Here is an 18,534-nt window from a genome sequence, read left to right on the forward strand (position 1 = left end):
GTTTTTCTTCAATTTTGTAATTACAGCACATCCTGGCGCATGATATGGCGGATGCGTTCCTCATTTAAGCCGCGAATGACCTCAACTGCCATGTTAATGGTAGACTCAATGTCTTCCTTCGCACAGAAGTTGTAGTGAGTATGCACGTAACGGGACGGAATGCCCAGTACCAGTACCGGAACCGCCTGATGAGTCAGATGGATCTTACCGGCATTGGTGCTGCCGCCGCGTCTCACTGCATCCTGGCATTTAATTCCATACTTGTCCGCAATCTCATGAGCATAAGCCATAAACGCGTCATTGGCCACATAGCTGTTATCCATATGGCGGATCTGAACGCCCTTTCTTAAACAGCCCTGTGCTACACCGGTACGGTAGTAGAAATCGTCTGCCGGGGATCCCTCAAATACAATGGCCAGGTCCGGCTTTACCTGTTGGGCTGTTACAGTAGCGCCGCGCATGCCGACTTCCTCCTGGGAAGCAAAGGCTCCGACTACATCAACGGCCAGACTGTCGGTCTCCTTCATCAGGGCTTTCATGGTCTCGATGATGCAGACACAACCAAGACGGTTATCAAAAGCCTTACCGGAACAGATGCCATGCTTCTCGTCGTAGGAGAAGGTTACATCCGGCATGATCGGATCACCAATGTGAATGCCGTAATCTTCTTCTACTTCCTGTTTGCTGCTTGCTCCCACATCCACCTTTAGCTCCTCGATGGTAAGGGAATTATCTGCTTTCTGCGCTGCAGTTAAGAAATGTACCGGCTTGGAGGTGATGATGCCCTTGATCTTCTCGCCTTTGCTGTTACGCACGATCACAGTGTGGGCAGGAAGACTTGTCATGTGAAATCCACCCAGGGTGATGATGCTCAACAAACCGTTATCCTCTACGTTCTGTACCATGAATCCGCACTCATCGGTATGCGCATCCAGCATGAATACCGGGCGGTTTCCCTTTGCATCCGGCATGGTGGCATACACGTTATACATTGCATCGTTTCTTAAGTTCAGTCCCTCACAGTGCTTCTGCACTGCCTTTACAACCTCTTCCTCAAAACCGCTCGGGCCAAAGGCATTGGTCAAATCCGCAATTGTCTTTAAATCTGCCATCTCTCATTTCCTCCCTATATGCTTTAATATACTACAAATGAATGCGCAGTCACGATGTCCATCCAGTTTTTGCTGGTCAGACGGTTGGTGCGCGCGTCTACAGACTCCATACCCGGATAGAAGGACATCTGGTAAGACTTCTTTAAATCCTTATAGTTCACCTCATAGGTAAACTGCTCCGGAAGCGCGATCTTACATGCTGCAAGCTTTGCCTTTACATCGCCGGAAAGCGCCTCGGTGACAGCGGCTTTCAGATCCGCGATCACAGTCTTCGGAGATACGTTCCAGGCACTTCCGCCCACACCCTTCTTGGATGCCACGGTCGTAATCTGCGGAACCAGCTCCTTTGAAAGTTCACAGATCCGCTCATCGCCGGATAAGAACAGGACCGGCACACCGTACATGGCTGCCGTGTAGGTGTTCAGCATAAACTCACTCATGCGTTTTCCATTCAGCTCAATGAAGTTGCTGGCGCCTGTAGATGTGTGACTGAGGGGACTTCCCGGATCGCCGGCCGGCGCATGGTATCCAACGTAAAACACCGCATCATACGTCTCATCCAGACCATACATCATGTTGATTGGATGACCGCTCTTCCCGCGGATCAGAGTAACATGCTCCGGCATGGCCATCACATCAATATTGGTGGCATCCCCGTGTCCGTCCTTCACTACGATCTCATCCACGCCTGCAGCCAGGGCTGCCTCACAGACAGCAACAACTTCATCGGTCATCTGCTTCGCGTATTTCTGGTAAGCCGGTTCGTCTTTGTGGGTTTCATAATTGAGGGTTGTTCCGGCACAGCCTTCAATATCTGCACTGATAAACAGTTTCATTGTTCGTGCCTCTCTTTTTATGAAAATTTTTATTGCATCTTTTTCTCAAAAAGCGGAAAAGAAGCCGGTTCATGGCATTTCGTCATGAAACCGGCTCCTATGCCATGCAATTGCTATTTAGATTCCATTACTGATGCGTAACTGCGTTCTCTGCAGCCTTTGCATTCTTCTTCGCTTCCTCGGTATCGTACAGGTGACAGTATACGAAATGATCGTCACCTACCTGGTACTTCTGCGGAGCCTCGGTTTTGCAGCGCTCCATGCACTTCGGACAGCGGGTGTGGAATTTGCATCCAGTCGGCGGATTCAGCGCGGAAGGAATGTTGCCTTCCAGAATGATCCGCTCCTTCTTTGCCTTCGGATCCGGGATCGGAACCGCGGAAAGAAGGGCCTGGGTGTACGGGTGGAGCGGGTTCTGGTACAGGCTGTACTTGTCGCCCTCCTCCACAAAGTTGCCCAGATACATAACACCGACACGGTCGCTGATGTGCTCCACAACGCTCAAGTCGTGGGCTACGAAGATGTAGGTCAGGTTCATGTCGCGCTTTAACTGATTCATCAGGTTTAATACCTGGGACTGAATAGAAACATCCAGTGCAGAAACCGGCTCATCGGCAATGATCAGCTGCGGCTGTACCGCCAATGCCCTCGCAATGCCGACACGCTGACGCTGGCCGCCGGAGAACTCATGAGGATAACGGTTTGCATGGTAATCGTCCAGACCAACACGGCGCAGAAGCTCTACGACCTTTTTATCCGTCTCCTCACGGGTTTTTGTCAGGCCGTGAATGATGAGCGGCTCTGCCACGATATCACGGACAGACATACGCGGGTTTAAGGATGCATACGGATCCTGGAATACCATCTGGACTTTCTTGCGGATCGGGCGCATCTGCTTCGGTGTGTATTTGGAGATTTCCTCTCCGTCTAATACGATGGAGCCTTCCGTCGGTTCGATCAGCTTACAGATACTTTTTCCAAGGGTAGACTTTCCGCATCCGGACTCTCCTACGATTCCGAATACCTCCCCGCGTCTTACCTCAAAATCCACATTATCGACTGCTTTCACATAGGACGGCTCTTTTCCAAGTCCGCCCTTTACCGGGTAATACTGCTTCAGTCCCCGGACAACTAATAAATTGTCTGCCATCAGTCCTTACCCCCTTCTTTCACGCAGCGCCAGCAGCGGCTCTGGTGTCCGTTTCCGAGATCGGTAAATCCCGGTTCTTCCTCGCGACAGCGGTCAAACGCATATTTGCAGCGCGGAGCAAATTTACAGCCCTTCGGCATGTATTTCGGGTTCGGCACGTTGCCCGGAATGGATTCCAACTCTTCCACGTGCTCACCCAGCTTCGGGATGGAATTTAACAGGCCCTCCGTGTACGGATGGGACGGGTTATCGAAAATGTCATAGACGGAACCTTTCTCAACCACGCGGCCGCAGTACATGACAACCACCTGGTCACAGACCTCTGCCACCACGCCAAGGTCATGGGTGATGAAGAGAATGGAAGTTCCGATCTCTTTCTTTAACTTGTTCATCAGGTCCAGGATCTGTGCCTGAATGGTTACATCCAGGGCCGTGGTCGGCTCATCCGCAATCAGGATTTCCGGGTTGCATACCAGAGCCATCGCGATCATGACACGCTGGCGCTGGCCGCCAGAAAGCTGGAACGGATACTCCTTCATCATCTTTTCCACACGGGGAAGCCCTGTCATGCGAAGCATCTCAATGGCTTTCTCCTCTGCTTCCTTCTTGCTCACCTTCTGATGCATGAGAATGGCTTCCATGATCTGGTCACCGATCTTCATGACCGGATTCAAGCTGGTCATAGGCTCCTGGAAGATCATGGAGATCTTGCTTCCACGCAGCTTCCTGCGCTCCTCATTGCTGATGTGAACAATGTCCTTGCCGTCTAAGAGGATCTCGCCCTCCTCAATCTTACCGGTGGTTCCCATTAGCAGGCCCATAACGGACAGGGCGGTTACGCTCTTTCCGCTTCCGGACTCACCTACGATACCAAGGGTGGAACCCTCTTTTAACTCAATGTCAACACCATCCACGGACTTGACAATACCGCTGTCCATGTGGAACCAGGTGTGCATGTTTTTGATTTCCAGAATATTTTTGCCGGAGGCATCTTTCGTTGTCTCCACTTTGATTGTTTCGCTCATATTCCTGCACCTCCTTAATCAGTCAGCTTCGGATCGAGTGCGTCTCTGAGTCCATCGCCCAGCAGGTTGAAGCTGAGTACGGTTAAGAAGATCGCAAGACCCGGGAACAGGGTGATATGCCAGCTGTTCATCATGTAAGTACGTCCGTTGCTTAAAAGCAGGCCCCACTCCGGTGTCGGCGGCTGGGCACCCATGCCTAAGAAACTTAAGGAAGACGCAGTCAGAATGGAAGATCCGATGGACATACTGTACTGCACGATGATGTCCGGGATCGCGCTCGGCAGGATGTGGTAGAACAGGATACGCTTATCATCCGCGCCGATGTTCTTTGCTGCCTGTACGAACACGCTGTTCTTGGTTGCCAGGGTGTTGCCTCGTACCAGACGCGCAAATTTCGGAATGTTGAACACCGCTACCGCAATGATAACATTGGTCATGCCGCTGCCAAGGATCGCTACGATCGCGATGGCCAGAATGATGCCAGGGAACGCGAACAGCGCGTCACAGATACGCATGATAATGGAATCAATGATGCCGCCGTAGTAACCGCCGATCAGACCCAGGAAAGAGCCGATCACAGCCGCGATGCTGACAGAGAACAGGCCGACACTTAAGGAAATTCCGGTACCGCAGATGATACGGGAGAACAGATCCCGTCCAAACTCATCGGTTCCGAACCAGTGTGCCGCGGTCGGTGCCTGCATGATCGCGTTGTAATCGAAATCGTTAATCCCATACGGAGCAATGAATTTTGCAGTAAAGGAAAGCACTACTAAAAATAGGATGAAAACCAGGGCCACAATGGCGGTCTTCTGTTTTTTAAATTTACGGACAAACTCAGAAAGCGGAGTGCTGATGTCCGTTTTTTCGTTCAGGGTCTCTTCGTCCTGATTTACTTTTTTCTCTTTTGCCATCTTAAACTCCTCCTTTCTTAGTCAAGCTGGATTTCCGGATTGAGTACAGCATAAAGCACATCTACAATCAGGTTGATCACAACGAAATGCAATGAAAAGATCAGGATCAGGGACTGGATCGCCGGATAGTCACGATAGTTTACAGACTCAACCAGCAGAGAACCAAGGCCCGGGAACGCGAATACAGACTCGGTTACTACGGAACCGCCAAGCAGGAAACCAAACTGCAGGCCGACTACGGTAACCACGGAGATCATCGCGTTGCGGAACGCATGCTTCCATACAACAACGCGCTCTCTTAAGCCCTTTGCGCGCGCAGTACGGATATAATCATCTTTTAATACTTCTATAATAGAGGATCTGGTAAAGCGGGCAATGATTGCCGCGATACTGGATCCCAGTGCGATCGAAGGTAATACGAGACTCTTCAGTGAATCCGCACCCGTGGTCGGGAACCATTTCAGATTCACGGAAAATACCATGATCAGCATAAAGCCAACCCAGAAAGAAGGAAGCGATATGCCGGACACAGCCAGTGTCATTCCTGTGTAATCCTGCCAGCGGCTTCTGTGTCTTCCGGACCATACGCCGAGAAGCACACCCACGATGGTGCTCCATGCGAGGGCCAGCAGGGTCAGTTTTGCCGTATTGGCATAGCGGTTGGAAACCTCCACCGCAACCGGACGCTTGGTCCGGAGAGATGTACCAAGGTCACCTTTCAGCAGACCTGTTACATATGTAATATACTGTTCATGGATTGGTTTATCCAGACCCAGTTCTTCTCTAACTACCTGTACATCTTCCAGCGTTGCCTGCGGACCGGCTACCAGACGTGCCGGATCACCCGGGATCAGCCGTACGAAGAAAAATACGAAGGTTACCACAATAATCAGGGTAGGTATCACTCCAATGATTCTTTTACCTATGTACCTTAACATACACTCAACACCTTTCATTCTTTTTGGGGAGTACCCCCTGTTAATCGGATTCTTTTTCCTGCAAAAATGGTCCGGCGGATCAGATTTCCGCCAGACCACCTGTTTTACAGTATATCATTCTGTCAGATCTGTTTCTTAGCTAAATATGGATTACTTTGCCAGCTTAGCGTTTCTTAAGTTCAGGCAGTTATCCGGGAAGACCTTTGCGTCCACCATCTTTGCGGAGCTGGCCCAGGTGTTGTTGTCGTTTGCCAGACATACAAGCGGGCTCTCCTCCCAGATGATATCCTGGGCTTTTGCGTAAGCCTCAGCTCTCTTGGCATCATCCGCGGTAGATAATGCGTCTTTTAAGAGCTGGTCAACCTCTTCGTTCTCATAGTAGCAGATATTGTAGCTTGCCGGCGGCTCAGATTCAATCGCCATCAGCGGACGGATACCCCAGTCCGCATCACCGGTAGACGGGGACCAGCCGATCACATACATATCAACCTCTGCCTCAGAGCCAGGAACATTCACATCCTGGATCTTCTGGTTTACCACCGCGCTCTCAAGAGCGTTGATCTCAACGTCGATGCCGACCTGAGCCAGCTGCTGCTGTAAAAACTCACACTGCTTTAAGTTTGCAGTAGTAGAAGCACACATGATGCTGGTCTTGAAGCCATCCGGATAACCGGCCTCAGCCAGTAAGGATTTCGCCTTCTCGATGTCATATGCATATACATCGTTGCCCTTGTAGAACTGGACGTTCGGTCCGATGATGGAGGTTGCCGGAGTTGCCACACCGTTCTTAACAACTGCGCAGTAAGCATCCTTGTTGATCGCGTAGTTGATGGCCTGACGGACTCTCACATCGTTAAACGGTGCTTTCTGGTTGTTCATCATCAGGTAACGTACTACGATACCCTCTTCCTGGCCAACTGCTACATTGCTGTCGCCACGCAGAGTCTCAATGCTCTCAGTCGGAACCGGCCAGATGAACTGAGCGTCGCCGGACTGCAGCATTGCGACACGGGTTGCGTTCTCAGATACCGGCTTGAAGGTAATGGTTTTGAAACCGGCATCCGGGTCTACTAAAGCGGTGCCGCCGCAGATATCTGCGTTATAGCCCCACCAGTCTTTGTTTAAAGCGATGGTAGCGTGCTCACCTGCTACCCACTCTACGAAGGTGTACTGGCCGGTACCCACCGGGTTCTTTGCACACTCTTCATTGCCCTTTGCGATCACAGCCGGGCTCATAACAACACAGGCCGGATGGGCCAGGGTTGGGATGAATGCGCCAAATGGGCTCTGAAGGGTTACTTTTACAGTGTAATCATCAACAATCTCTGTCTCTTTTAATACATTGCACAGTAAGGTCGTTCTCTTTAAGCCAAGGTTCTTATCACCCCAGCGGTCAAAGTTTGCCTTTGCTGCCTCTGCGTTCCACGGAGTACCATCGGAGAACTGGATGCCCTCTCTTAAGTGAATGGTGAACTCGGTAGCGTCGTCGTTTGCTTCGTAGTCGGTAGCCAGCATCGGGATGATCTTCATATCATCATCGAAGCCGAACAGACCGTCCATCATCAGTCTCTGAATACCGCCGGATAAGGTATCGCTGGTATCCATCGGATCCATGGTGGTGAAATCTACCAGCATAGCTGCGGTGATGTCGGTATCCTGGGATACGGACTCGCCCTCTGCCAGCTCTACAGCTGCGGTAGTTTCTGCTGCCTGTGACTCGCCGGAAGCTGCTGCAGTGGTCTCAGAAGAACCAGAACCGCCGCATGCGGTCAGTGCGCCCATGGCTGCAGTAAGGAGCACAGCCAGAAGCTTTGTTTTTGTCTTCTTCATAAATTGATCCTCCTCTTCTTTCAGGAATCTTTACACGTTCTTTACGCTCCATGTATATAAAAAAAGCATGGAGCATACGTTTCCCTTCCCGTGTATGCACCCTTGCATGTTTTCCATTCTACACTTTACCACATTACAATGTCAAATAGAAAATGCTATTTTTTGATAAATATTTACAGTTCTTTATTTTTTTAATAGTTTAGGTTGTTTTATATGCATATTTATTTTATAATTAACCCAATATTTTTTTCATAAATCAGGAGGAGTAAAAACATGTCCTATTCCGAACTGCCCGTTATGGAATTTCAAAAACCGGGAGTACTGATCATCTGCCTTCACCCGCCGATCCGCCGTGAATTTCAGGAATATCTCTCGACTCTTCTCGGAGAATATATCCGCTTCGATATCATGGATCCCTACCAGATCCATGATCCGGCACAGCTTGATCCCTATTCCTGTGTTTTGTTCGCCAGCAGCCGCACCAGGGATGCATTTCCGGTTTCCATTCCGGAACACATCACCCAGTTGATCTGTACCCGCACCTTTAACCCTGCTTTCCTGGACCAGATCATCCGGATTCCACAAGGTTCCTCTGTCTATCTGGTCAATGACACGCAGGATTCCGTTCTGGATATTCTCGGACAACTCAAAGATGCCGGTATCACCCAATACCACTTTGTTCCTTTTTATCAGGGCTGTACCCAGACCGATGAGTCCATCCAGTATGCCATCACCCTGGGCGAGCCTCAGCTGGTTCCGCACCATGTCCCCAATATTATCAATATCGGGAACCGGATCATTGATATTTCCACGATTCACGATCTATGCACCTGCTTTCAGCTTCCGTCCAGCTTAACCAACCAGATCACGCGGACCTATGTGAACCGGATTCTGCAGATCATCCAGTTAACCGGAACCCATTACACCAACTATGTATTTTCCAAACAACTCCTGCAGGCCGTTATGAGCAATTTAAACGTCAGTCTCTGCCTCATGACAGACGAAGGCCGCATCAGCATGGTGAATCGCTCCTTCTGCCAGGACTGGGACATTCTGGAAAATGAATGCATGAACAGTCTGTTTTCCTCCTGGCTGCCTTCCCAGTATGCTTCCCACAATTTCTGCCAGAGCGCGGACTACCAGCTGGTCAGCCGCAGCGGCCTGCGCAGGCAGCTCAGTGTCCTGCAGCTTTCCCTGCCCGGCCACAAACCGCTTTACCTGCTGAGCAGCCAGCCTGTATCCTCCTCCCCGGCCCCTGACATTACCCCAGTCGATATACGGGATCCTTCCTCAGATTTCTACCGGCTCAACAGCGGTTTTGACAGTATCCTGTCGGTTTCCGGCCGCGTGCTGAACATGCTGGAGTATGCCCGCCGCCTGGCACTCTACGATTTTCCGGTACTGATCCAGGGTGAAAACGGCACCCAGAAAAAGAAAATTGCCACGGCCATACACAAGACCTCCAGCCGCAGGCAGAACCCGCTGATCATTTTCAACTCCCTGTATACCGGCCTGGAAGCTGCAGACCAGTTAAAGCTGGCCGATACCGGTACGCTGCTGATTGATGGCGTAGAGCGTCTTCCACTCTCCACCCAGGATACCCTCATCAGCATTCTGCAGAACACCATAGACGATCTGGATATCCGTATTATCGCCACCACCAGCCAAGATCTGTATCAGGATGTCCTGGACGGGCGTTTCCGGGAAGAGCTTTTCTTCTTTTTAAACGCGGCCTCCATCGATACCATCCCCCTGCGAGAGCGGCGGGAAGACATCCCGGTTCTGATGGAACATTTTTTCCGGGAACTGTTCCATGACCCAAATATCCGGCTGAAAGATCTGATCTCCTCCAGCCTGATGAATTTCCTGACAAACTACGATTACCCCGGAAATATTCAGGAACTATTCAACTTAAGCCGGTATTTCTTCTCTCTGTACTCCGCCCATCCCCTGGTGCTTTCCCAGCTTCCCTCCTATATCCGGAGCCGGGTGAACCAGCCGGTCAGCGAAAGCAGCGTATTGAAAAACGAGGTGCTTTCCCTGATCGCACAAACCCCTCGGATTGGGCGCGGCACCATCATGGCCGCCCTGACAAAAAAAGAGATCACAGTCAGCGATGGAAAGCTGCGCGGTCTCTTAAAAGAGCTTGCTGAGGAAGGGCTGATCCGGGTCGGACGCACCCGCAGCGGCTGCGAGATCACCGAGCTGGGTCTTGCATCCATCCGGCATTGATGGTATACTAACAGCCGTTTGAATCTGATAAAGAGAGGTACTTTATGCTGTTACCAAAGATTGGAATTACCACAATAAATACAAAAAATCCGGTATCCGGCGCACCGCTTTCCACCAATGGCTGGACCTACAACGATGCAGTCACAAAGGGCGGCGGGGTTCCGTTCCTGCTGCCCTCCATTACCAATGAAGATCAGCTAGATGCCATGGTGGATGCCTGCGATGGCTTTATCTTCAGCGGTGGAGCCGATATTACCCCATGCTGCTACGGAGAGATGGCCCATCCGCTGGTAGGCGACACCAGCCTGAAGCTGGACCGCAGCCAGATCGGGCTGATCCGCCGCGTCATCAAGGCAAGAAAACCGTTCCTGGCCATCTGCCGCGGACACCAGGTCTTAAACGTAGCCTGCGGCGGAACCCTGTACCAGGACAACAGCCTGCACGGACAAGGCACCGCAAGACACATGATCAAGGATGACCGGGGCGATGTAAGCCATCAGGTCACACTGAAACCGGGCACTACCCTCTATAACATGTTCGGCGAGCGGGTCTGGACCAACAGCTACCATCACCAGAGCGTGAAAAAGCTGGGTGATGGCTTAATGATCGCCGGTACCGCCGATGACGGCATCGTGGAGGCCATTGAGCTGATCGATTATCCCTACGGTCTTGGCATCCAGTGGCACCCAGAAGCCATGCTGGTGGCATCCGATGACATGCTTCCGGTCTTTACCGGGCTGATCGAGGCAGCCAGAAAAGCCGCTAACAAATAAAAAAGTGGATTGCAGACAGAGCATTTGCTCTCATCCTGCAATCCACTTTTTTTCTGCGTCATGAGCTCTGTCCATCTTCCAGATATTCCGACAAACTGTAATATCGTTCTCCCGCCCGTCCGCGGGTCTGCTCTGCTGCCGTCATGGAATTTAAGATGGCTTCCTGCTCTGCCTCCGCAGCCGCAAGAAAAGCCCGGTTGATGACATGCTCCGGGATGGCCTGAAGCAGCAGCAATTCTTCATCCGCACCGGACGGGATCCGGTTGGCTGTGGTAAATCCGATCATGACCTCACCGCTTCCATGTCCGGTGTAGCCGCCGGTGCGGGCAATGCCAACACCGGTTCTCCGAAGAACACGTCTTAACTGGCGGCTGGTCAGCGGAAGATCCGTGGCAAGGATACTCATGATCGATCCTTTGTCTTCTTCTGAAGCCGCCATATCATCTTTCTCCTGTTTCCAGTCCAGAATCGTTTCCCCAACCGGTTCACCATTTAATACAAAATCCTCTGTTGCGCCAAAATTGGACTGCACCAGCACGCCGATGGTATATGTCTTCTCTCCGATCTGGATCACGCGGGAGGCAGAACCAATGCCACCCTTCATGCCATAGCAAATGGTTCCGGTTCCGGCCCCCACATCTCCTTCCTCAAACTCCTCAGAAGCTGACACAAAAGCCTGACGCACCTCGTCCGCTCCCACCGCCCGCTTCTGAATCTGGTTGATGCGGCTGTCATTGCACTCTCCCACCACTGGATTGATGCTCATAGGTTCCAGTCCATCCTGTTCACACTGTTCCACCACAATATCTACCATGGCGTCCCATACCTTTCCTACATTTAAGGTATTGGTCAGGGCAATCGGCGTTTCCAGGGTTCCAAGCTCTTCCACCTGCACCAGGCCGGCACTTTTCCCAAAGCCGTTGTGGACATAGGCTGCTGCCGTATATTTCTTTGCAAAGGCATTATCCTCTCCCGGCAGAATCACCGTCACACCGGTATGGTTTTCTTCGGTTTTCACGGTGCAATGCCCGACTTTTACGCCAGGCACATCCGTAATCTTATTTCGTTTTCCAGTCTCCAGGCGCCCCGGCACGATACCGAAGTCCCGGATTCGTTTTCTCTCCATGTCTGAATTCCTCTTGTTTTTCGTTTTATTTTCCGATCTCGCTGAAATATTTGTCACGCAGCTTCTGGATCAGTTCCGGATTCTTCATGCCAACGGCCTTCTGGTTCAGTTCCATGGCACGCATGCTCGGGTGGCTGGTGCTGGTCACCAGGATCTCATCTGCCGTATAAAGCTCCTCCAGGGTAAACGCACGCTCCTCCACCGGAATGCCAAGCTCGCCGCACCAGCGGATGACGTGTTTCCGCTCGGTTCCCGGAAGGATCAGGTTATCTAACGGATGGGTGATAAATACGCCGTCCTTCACCATGGAAATATTGGAATGGGAGCACTCGGTCACATATCCGTCCCGGACAAAGACCGTCTCGTTACAGCCTGACTCGGATGCCTGCTGGGCGGCCATCACATTTGGAATCAGATTCAGGGTCTTGATATTGCAGTGGTAGAAACGGGTATCCGGAATGCTGATGAGGCGGTACTCATCGGACATCTGCACACCCTTCCACGGCTTGCTGTATACATACAGGTTACTGGAAACACCCTCCCCCGGGAACAGGTGATTTCTCGGAGAGGTTCCTCGGGTCACCTGCCAGTACAGAAACTGGCAGCCGCTCTCCAGCTTCTGCACCATACTATTAAGCAACGCGCCGACTTCTTCCTTTGTGTATGGAAGCTCAATGCGGAGCATAGCCGCGCTGTTGAACATGCGGTCCAGATGATCCTGCAGCGCGTAAATCTTATAATCAAACACCATCGCTGCCTCATAAATTCCATCTCCAAAATAAAATCCACGGTCGTTGGCCGGGATCATCATGTCGTCAATCCGGGTGATTTTGCCATTGTAATATGCCAGATCTTTCATTTTCTCCATGTTATTTTTCTCCTTAGTCGTTTCGAAGCACAACGCTTTGCCATGTTGTCCCGTGTATTAAATGAAACTAACGTTAAGTATACAATGCGGATTTTCAAAAGTAAATAGTTGTGGCAAAGGAAAACATAGTGTCTGGCACTCAGAGGAGAAAAGATTATGGAAAAAATCAAAATGACGACGCCGCTCGTCGAGATGGACGGCGATGAGATGGCTGCAATCCTGTGGAAAGAAACCCGGGAACTGATCCACAACTTTACCTCCCCGGGTATTGCCCAAGGCATTCACAACCTGGATTCCTCCATCCGAAGCTTCGCCCGCTGCTGCATGGCCTACGCCCTGGACGCAAAACAGGATCTGATCTTTTCCGCAAAAGATACGATTTCCAAGGTCTACGACCGGAATTTCTGTGAGATTTTCAAAGACATTTTCATGAGTGATATGCTGGCCAGCGCCCTTGAGAAACGCGGTGAGCTGGATCAGAACAAAGAGCTGGAAACTTTTGGCCGCCAGTTAAAAGAAGCAGCCGTGAAAACCGTGGAGGGCGGCATCATGACTGCTGATCTGAAAAAGGTAACTACAATAAAGAATCCGCATGTTGTCACCGGACTGGTGTTCATTGCCACGGTTCAGGAACGGCTGATGAAGCTTCGCGGATAGTGTTTAGCAGCTGAACTTCTTCTTCATCAGGTCGATCAGGAACCGCTCTGCCCGGCCAAGATACATGGTTTCTTTGTAAACCGCGTTGACATTCCAGTATTCCGGCATTGCCGAAAAGTCATAACAATGGAACCGCTCCATTCCGCCAAGCACCTCCACGGCCCGCTGGGGCACAATGGCAACACCAAGGCCGGAAGCCGCAAGCTGGACGGCGGAAATACAGCTGGATAGTTCAATCATAATCTTAGGGTCTATGTCATACTGTCGGAGTACCGTGTCGGTTTTTTGACGAATGGCATGGCCCTTTTTTAACATAATGAAGGGAACGTCCTTCATGGCAGACAGATTGACGCGGGGAAGGACAGCTGCGGCCCCCGCCTTCTGCATTGTTTTCGCGGTCTCTTTGCCCGGGTCAGCCGGGATCTGCATCTGCACAGCATCTGCACGTTCCGTCTCCATCAGCATGTCTGCCCGAATCATGGACGAATCTGCCACCAGAACCAAATGTTCCCGGTAAATGAGTTCCGCCTTCAGCCCCACCGGAAGTTCTCCCTGGTCGCGGGGAATCACGTAAAAGCTGATATCATCTCGCATGATGGCCTGAAGCAGTTCATCGGACTTCGCTTCCCGCACCTGCAGTTCAATTCCCGGATACTGCTGCTTAAAATCCGGGATCACTGCCGGAAGCATATATCCGGTGCGCTCCGTCGGCATGCCAAAGGTAATGCGTCCCTTCTCGCCAAGTCCCGCATCAATCAGCTCTTTCCGCAGGTTATCGCTCATCAGCAGAATTTTCCTGGCTGTCTCCACATATTTTTCGCCCGCATAGGTAACTGTCAGTGGAGAAGTTCCACGGTCAAACAGTTTCACGCCGACATCCTGCTCTACTTTGGATACAATGTGGCTGAGTGATGGCTGGGATATATAAAGCTTGCGTGCCGCAGCCGTGATGCTGCGGCAGTCAGCAACCGTTGTGATATAAAGCATTTCGCGAAAATCCATACGTCTCCTCCTGATATGGGGAAATTCTTTCTTTTTTCCATCTTCAATCTCATTATATCCTTTTCCCCAACCATTCGCAATCATAAGAACGTATGTGCTTTGACAATTCCAATGAAATCAACGGATATACTACCGGTGTCATCTCAATATTTATGCGAAAACAGAAAATACAATACTGGACAATAGAAGGATCATGGCACCTCCGATTCTGGAAGATATCTGTGCATAACTGATAAGGTTCATGCGCTTCGCTGCGCCGAGCACGGCAAGGTCTCCTGCTCCTCCCATATTTGCCATACAAAGACCTGCAGTAATGGCACTCTCAATCGGGAAGAATCCTACAGCCCATCCAAAGATTGCAGAACCGAGTACAGCACCCAGAACGATCAGAATGACAATCACGAGATTTGCCAGGGAAAGCACCTCCAGCATCTCGCTGAAGTTAATCATAACAATACCGACACCAACCATCTGAATCCAGACAAGTTTGTTTGCGCAGAACTGCTGGCATTTCTGTGCTCCTGCTTTCAAATGCTCAGGAATCAGGTTAAAGACGTTTGCCAGTGCTGCAAAAATAATCAGATAGGCAAAGTTTGGAATGGATACGCCTGCAACAGACGGAAGAATCTTTTTGGCAAAAAGCTGTGCCAGAATAAAGAAACCACCGGTCAAAAAGATGCCTGCGCCAAGATCGTCCATACTCACATTAACAGATTCTTTCTTTTCCGTTTCCACTTTTTTCGCTGAATCACAAACCAATTCGCCGTTGCCGGATAATTTCGGAACCAGAATTCCAACGGTCTGCAAAATGGCCGCAAACGCTACGGATACAATGTTGCCGACTGCCAGAATCGCAAGTGCAAAAGAAAGATATCCGGCCGGATCTTCACCGGTTACGTCTGCGTAAACCTGGGCCATTGGAATTGCGCCGGCTCCAGCTCCGCCGCCCATGATCGGCAATACATAAGCCATAACAACCTGCACCGGATCTTTTCCAAACAGAATTCCACCAAGCGCACCAAAAAGAATGGAACCAATTACTCCGGCAATAATAGCCGGTAAGTATAATGCGCTGGATTTGACCAAAAGTTTCCGGTCAACGGCAGCGGCAGCACACCAATATCACACTTGCCCTTCGACACATATTCCTCGATCTTATCCGAACGCACCTCTACGGTCTGCACCTCAATTCCTGGATACTGACACTGAAACTGCGGCAGCACATATGGCAGAAAGAAAGATGCGCGTGCATGGGAAATCCCCACGATCACGCGCCCCTTCTTCTGATCATTGATATCGGAAATGTCATGCCGCAGCCGGTCATTGAGCGACAGGATCATCCGGGCCGTCTCCACATACCGTTCCCCCGCCGTCGTCAGGGAAATTGGTGTCGTGTTCCGGTTAAACAAAACCGCCCCAATCTCATCCTCTACCTTTGCGATGTAATGACTGAGTGCAGGCTGCGAGACATAAAGCTCATTTGCTGCTTTTGTCATGTTCTGTAGTTCCGCAACTTTTAACACATACTGGTATTGCTTGAAATCCATGCGGCTTCTCCTTTTCTTCTGCCTGCACGTTACCGTTTATTCCTTCTACAGACAGTAACAGCTGGCTTACATTCCCTCTTTAGCCTCTGTAATAATTGATCAGGCAACCTGATAACAGAATCTTTCGTTCCTCCTCCGTCAATGCATCCAGTGTGCATGTGATTTCTGACTGCACCGTTCCTGCTTCCGAATCCAGAACCTGTACGGTAACTGGATTTTTGCACGCAGCCACCACATCCCGCACATTCCGGATCAGCAGATAGCTTCCCACCGGAATTTCCAGCGCTTCCTCTGTCCGGAGCGGCAGAATGCCCCAGTTGATCAGATTGGAACGATATCGTTTCGTAGCATACTCATTCGCAAGGTTTGCAAAGCCACCTAAAACCTTCTGGCAGCTGGCTGCCTGTTCCCTGGACGAGCCATCACCAATCTGATCGCTGACCATCAGGCTTCCAAGGGTAATATCAGAAACGCTGCAATGGAGTTCACCGGTAAGCTTTTTCAGAAGATGGTCAAACGCTGCATCGCCTGTATGTACTGCGTCTGTATGTACTGCATCTCTCTGTTCTGTAGCGGATCCTGTTCCCGCCAAAGTTTCCGCTTTGCAGATCTGCTCTCTCCGGCTTTGCTCCAGTTTCCGTACTTCTTTGGCCCTGCCAACGTACTCTGGATCGCGGCTGATCATGGTATATTCAGAAATCTTTTCAGGATTGGACCGGAAAGATGATGCCTCGCCGGATGGAACCAGTTCATCCGTAGTTACCGATCCATGGTAAGAACCTGCTGTTTTTAATAACAGATGTTTCGTTAACGGCCGCATCTGCGGCCAATCTGCAATGTTCGGTCCCATCGTCAGTTCCACGGAATCATCGCCTTTTCCAAAATTATCAAACACCTGGTTTTCATAGATCTTCGGGTCAAAATGATGCTTTAAATTGCGGTACTCCACATCCAGTTCCGTTGCTGCAGTCAGTCTTCCGCCATTCCGGACAGTTGCTGCAATCGAGCGGGCATCCATCAGGCAGGCACAGGCCATCTGCCCCTGTCCCGGTTTTGAGCCTTCCCGGTTCGGATAATTTCTGGTCATGTGGCGGATGCTGACCTGGTTGTTTGCCGGTACATCCGTCACGCCAAAGCAGGGACCGCAGATGCACGGACGAAGAGTTACACCACTGACTGCCAGTTCCCCGGCAATCCCCTGTTCCATCAGATCTGCCATGACCGGGAGACTGGCCGGATTCATGCCAAGATTCAGACCGCTTCCCGGGATTCCATACCCCTTTAGGATATCCGCCATAGCGACAATATTTTCAAACAGACCGCCGCTACAGCCACTGACAAGTGCCTGGTCTACATAGAATTCCCCATTTTTCAAGTGAGACTGGATAGAAAACGGCTCACCATGGTCTCCCTTGATCCTGTTTCCTGCTTCTTCCACCTCTTTGATCACTTCCGGCATCCGTTCCTTGAACTCGCGGATTGACATGGCATTGCTTGGGTGAAACGGCAGTGCGATCATGCACTCCACGCTGGAAAGGTCAATCTCAATAAGACCGTCGTAGTACGCTCCGCTCTCTGGCTGCATTTTCCGGTAGGCATCGCCACGTCCGTGTCCGGTCAGAAATTCTTCCGTTTTTTCATCGGTACACCAGACACTGGAAAGCGCTGCACTCTCCGTTGTCATAACATCGATTCCCATACGGTATTCCATGCTTAAATTTTGTATGCCCTCTCCCACAAACTCCAACACCTTATTTTTGTTGAAATGATTCTGGAATGTTGCCGCGATCAGGGCCAGCGCCACATCCTGCGGACCAACGCCCGGTCTTGGAGTCCCGGTCAGGTTCACAGCCAACACCGGCGGGTAGGCAATATCATAAGTGCGCCCAAGCAGCTGTTTTGCCACCTCACCGCCGCCCTCTCCGATACCCATCGTACCCAGGGCACCATAACGGGAATGACTGTCTGACCCGAGGATCATCTTTCCGCACCCAGCCATCATTTCCCGCATATACTGATGAAGGACTGCCCGGTACGGCGGAACGAAAATGCCGCCGTATTTCTTCACATTTCCAAGGCCAAATACATGGTCATCCTCATTGATCGTACCGCCCACCGCACAGAGTGTATGGTGACAGTTGGAAAGCACATACGGGACCGGGAATTTTTGGATCCCGCTCGCCCGGGCTGTCTGTAAAATATTCACATAGTTATTATCTGGAGATACCAGAGCATCAAATTTCAGCTGAAGCTGATCCATATTGCCGCTGTGATTGTGGGCTTTCAGGATTCCATATGCCATTGTCTTTGTTTTTCCTTCCGCCTGTTCTGCTGCATTTCCTGCTTTTATAAAATTGCCGTCAGCTGTAAGCACAACTCCATGACCGGTTAATCTTACCATTTCAATCTCCTCCAATTCAGAACATCTTGCGTCTGTCACAAAATGTCTTTTATAAAAAATAGGAAACTGCCGCAAAATGCCACCATGGACACCTTGCGGCAGTCTGTCAAATATTCATCGCAT

16 protein-coding genes are annotated in these 18,534 nt (G+C 50.8%); 3 read left to right on the forward strand and 13 right to left on the reverse strand.

Going from position 1 to position 18,534, the window contains the following annotated elements; all coding sequences use genetic code 11:
- Nucleotides 1–20 precede the first annotated feature (20 nt).
- From DWZ40_RS10595 to DWZ40_RS10625, 7 genes are all read right to left on the reverse strand, one after another.
- Entirely contained in the window at nucleotides 21–1,112 is a 1,092-nt protein-coding gene (locus tag DWZ40_RS10595; protein WP_118543018.1) for a M20/M25/M40 family metallo-hydrolase, read from the reverse strand.
- 23 nt (nucleotides 1,113–1,135) lie between these two features.
- On the reverse strand, nucleotides 1,136–1,948 hold the full coding sequence (locus tag DWZ40_RS10600) for a M55 family metallopeptidase (protein ID WP_118543019.1): 813 nt from the start codon (nucleotides 1,946–1,948) through the stop codon (nucleotides 1,136–1,138).
- A 127-nt stretch (nucleotides 1,949–2,075) separates the two neighbouring features.
- On the reverse strand, nucleotides 2,076–3,098 hold the full coding sequence (locus tag DWZ40_RS10605) for a dipeptide ABC transporter ATP-binding protein (RefSeq protein WP_118543020.1): 1,023 nt from the start codon (nucleotides 3,096–3,098) through the stop codon (nucleotides 2,076–2,078).
- Nucleotides 3,098–4,123: an ABC transporter ATP-binding protein gene (locus tag DWZ40_RS10610; RefSeq protein WP_118543021.1), complete on the reverse strand. Its 1,026-nt coding sequence runs from the start codon at nucleotides 4,121–4,123 to the stop codon at nucleotides 3,098–3,100. The genes DWZ40_RS10605 and DWZ40_RS10610 overlap by 1 nt, the downstream gene beginning before the upstream one ends.
- Before the next feature lie 14 nt (nucleotides 4,124–4,137).
- The gene (locus DWZ40_RS10615; protein ID WP_118543022.1) at nucleotides 4,138–5,037 is read right to left on the reverse strand and encodes an ABC transporter permease subunit; all 900 of its coding nucleotides are present in this window, start codon (nucleotides 5,035–5,037) and stop codon (nucleotides 4,138–4,140) included.
- A 17-nt stretch (nucleotides 5,038–5,054) separates the two neighbouring features.
- Nucleotides 5,055–5,975: an ABC transporter permease subunit gene (locus DWZ40_RS10620; protein ID WP_118543091.1), complete on the reverse strand. Its 921-nt coding sequence runs from the start codon at nucleotides 5,973–5,975 to the stop codon at nucleotides 5,055–5,057.
- A gap of 150 nt (nucleotides 5,976–6,125) precedes the next feature.
- Complete coding sequence (locus DWZ40_RS10625) at nucleotides 6,126–7,805, reverse strand: glutathione ABC transporter substrate-binding protein (RefSeq protein WP_118543023.1); 1,680 nt, start codon at nucleotides 7,803–7,805, stop codon at nucleotides 6,126–6,128.
- Between the two features lie 273 nt (nucleotides 7,806–8,078).
- Between DWZ40_RS10625 and DWZ40_RS10630 the strand changes: the two genes are divergently transcribed.
- Both DWZ40_RS10630 and DWZ40_RS10635 read left to right on the forward strand, forming a co-directional pair.
- The gene (locus DWZ40_RS10630; RefSeq protein WP_243035309.1) at nucleotides 8,079–10,037 is read left to right on the forward strand and encodes a sigma 54-interacting transcriptional regulator; all 1,959 of its coding nucleotides are present in this window, start codon (nucleotides 8,079–8,081) and stop codon (nucleotides 10,035–10,037) included.
- Between the two features lie 44 nt (nucleotides 10,038–10,081).
- Nucleotides 10,082–10,810: a gamma-glutamyl-gamma-aminobutyrate hydrolase family protein gene (locus DWZ40_RS10635; RefSeq protein ID WP_118543024.1), complete on the forward strand. Its 729-nt coding sequence runs from the start codon at nucleotides 10,082–10,084 to the stop codon at nucleotides 10,808–10,810.
- Between the two features lie 58 nt (nucleotides 10,811–10,868).
- Here the strand turns inward: DWZ40_RS10635 and DWZ40_RS10640 are convergent, their stop codons facing one another.
- Nucleotides 10,869–11,936: a P1 family peptidase gene (locus DWZ40_RS10640; protein ID WP_118543025.1), complete on the reverse strand. Its 1,068-nt coding sequence runs from the start codon at nucleotides 11,934–11,936 to the stop codon at nucleotides 10,869–10,871.
- A 25-nt stretch (nucleotides 11,937–11,961) separates the two neighbouring features.
- Nucleotides 11,962–12,795 (reverse strand): aminotransferase class IV, encoded by an 834-nt coding sequence (locus tag DWZ40_RS10645; RefSeq protein ID WP_118543093.1) that lies wholly within the window; start codon nucleotides 12,793–12,795, stop codon nucleotides 11,962–11,964.
- A 165-nt stretch (nucleotides 12,796–12,960) separates the two neighbouring features.
- Here DWZ40_RS10645 and DWZ40_RS10650 point away from each other — a divergent pair, with 165 nt between their 5' ends.
- A complete protein-coding gene (locus DWZ40_RS10650; protein ID WP_118543026.1) occupies nucleotides 12,961–13,461 on the forward strand; it encodes a hypothetical protein in 501 nt (166 codons plus the stop codon).
- A gap of 3 nt (nucleotides 13,462–13,464) precedes the next feature.
- On the opposite strand, the gene DWZ40_RS10655 is transcribed toward DWZ40_RS10650, so the two are convergent.
- From DWZ40_RS10655 to DWZ40_RS10670, 4 genes are all read right to left on the reverse strand, one after another.
- Entirely contained in the window at nucleotides 13,465–14,463 is a 999-nt protein-coding gene (locus tag DWZ40_RS10655) for a LysR family transcriptional regulator (RefSeq protein ID WP_182430570.1), read from the reverse strand.
- A 150-nt stretch (nucleotides 14,464–14,613) separates the two neighbouring features.
- Nucleotides 14,614–15,549 carry a 2-hydroxycarboxylate transporter family protein gene (locus DWZ40_RS10660; RefSeq protein WP_118543028.1) on the reverse strand — a complete coding sequence of 312 codons (936 nt, stop codon included), beginning with the start codon at nucleotides 15,547–15,549 and terminating at the stop codon, nucleotides 14,614–14,616.
- Nucleotides 15,501–16,010, reverse strand: coding sequence for a LysR family transcriptional regulator (locus tag DWZ40_RS10665; protein ID WP_118543029.1), 510 nt, complete (start codon nucleotides 16,008–16,010; stop codon nucleotides 15,501–15,503). The genes DWZ40_RS10660 and DWZ40_RS10665 overlap by 49 nt, the downstream gene beginning before the upstream one ends.
- 79 nt (nucleotides 16,011–16,089) lie before the next feature.
- Complete coding sequence (locus tag DWZ40_RS10670; RefSeq protein WP_118543030.1) at nucleotides 16,090–18,411, reverse strand: hydratase; 2,322 nt, start codon at nucleotides 18,409–18,411, stop codon at nucleotides 16,090–16,092.
- Between the last annotated feature and the right edge of the window lie 123 nt (nucleotides 18,412–18,534).

Origin of the sequence: Clostridium sp. AF32-12BH (genome assembly GCF_003477935.1) — a bacterium.
Classification (GTDB): domain Bacteria; phylum Bacillota; class Clostridia; order Lachnospirales; family Lachnospiraceae; genus Brotaphodocola.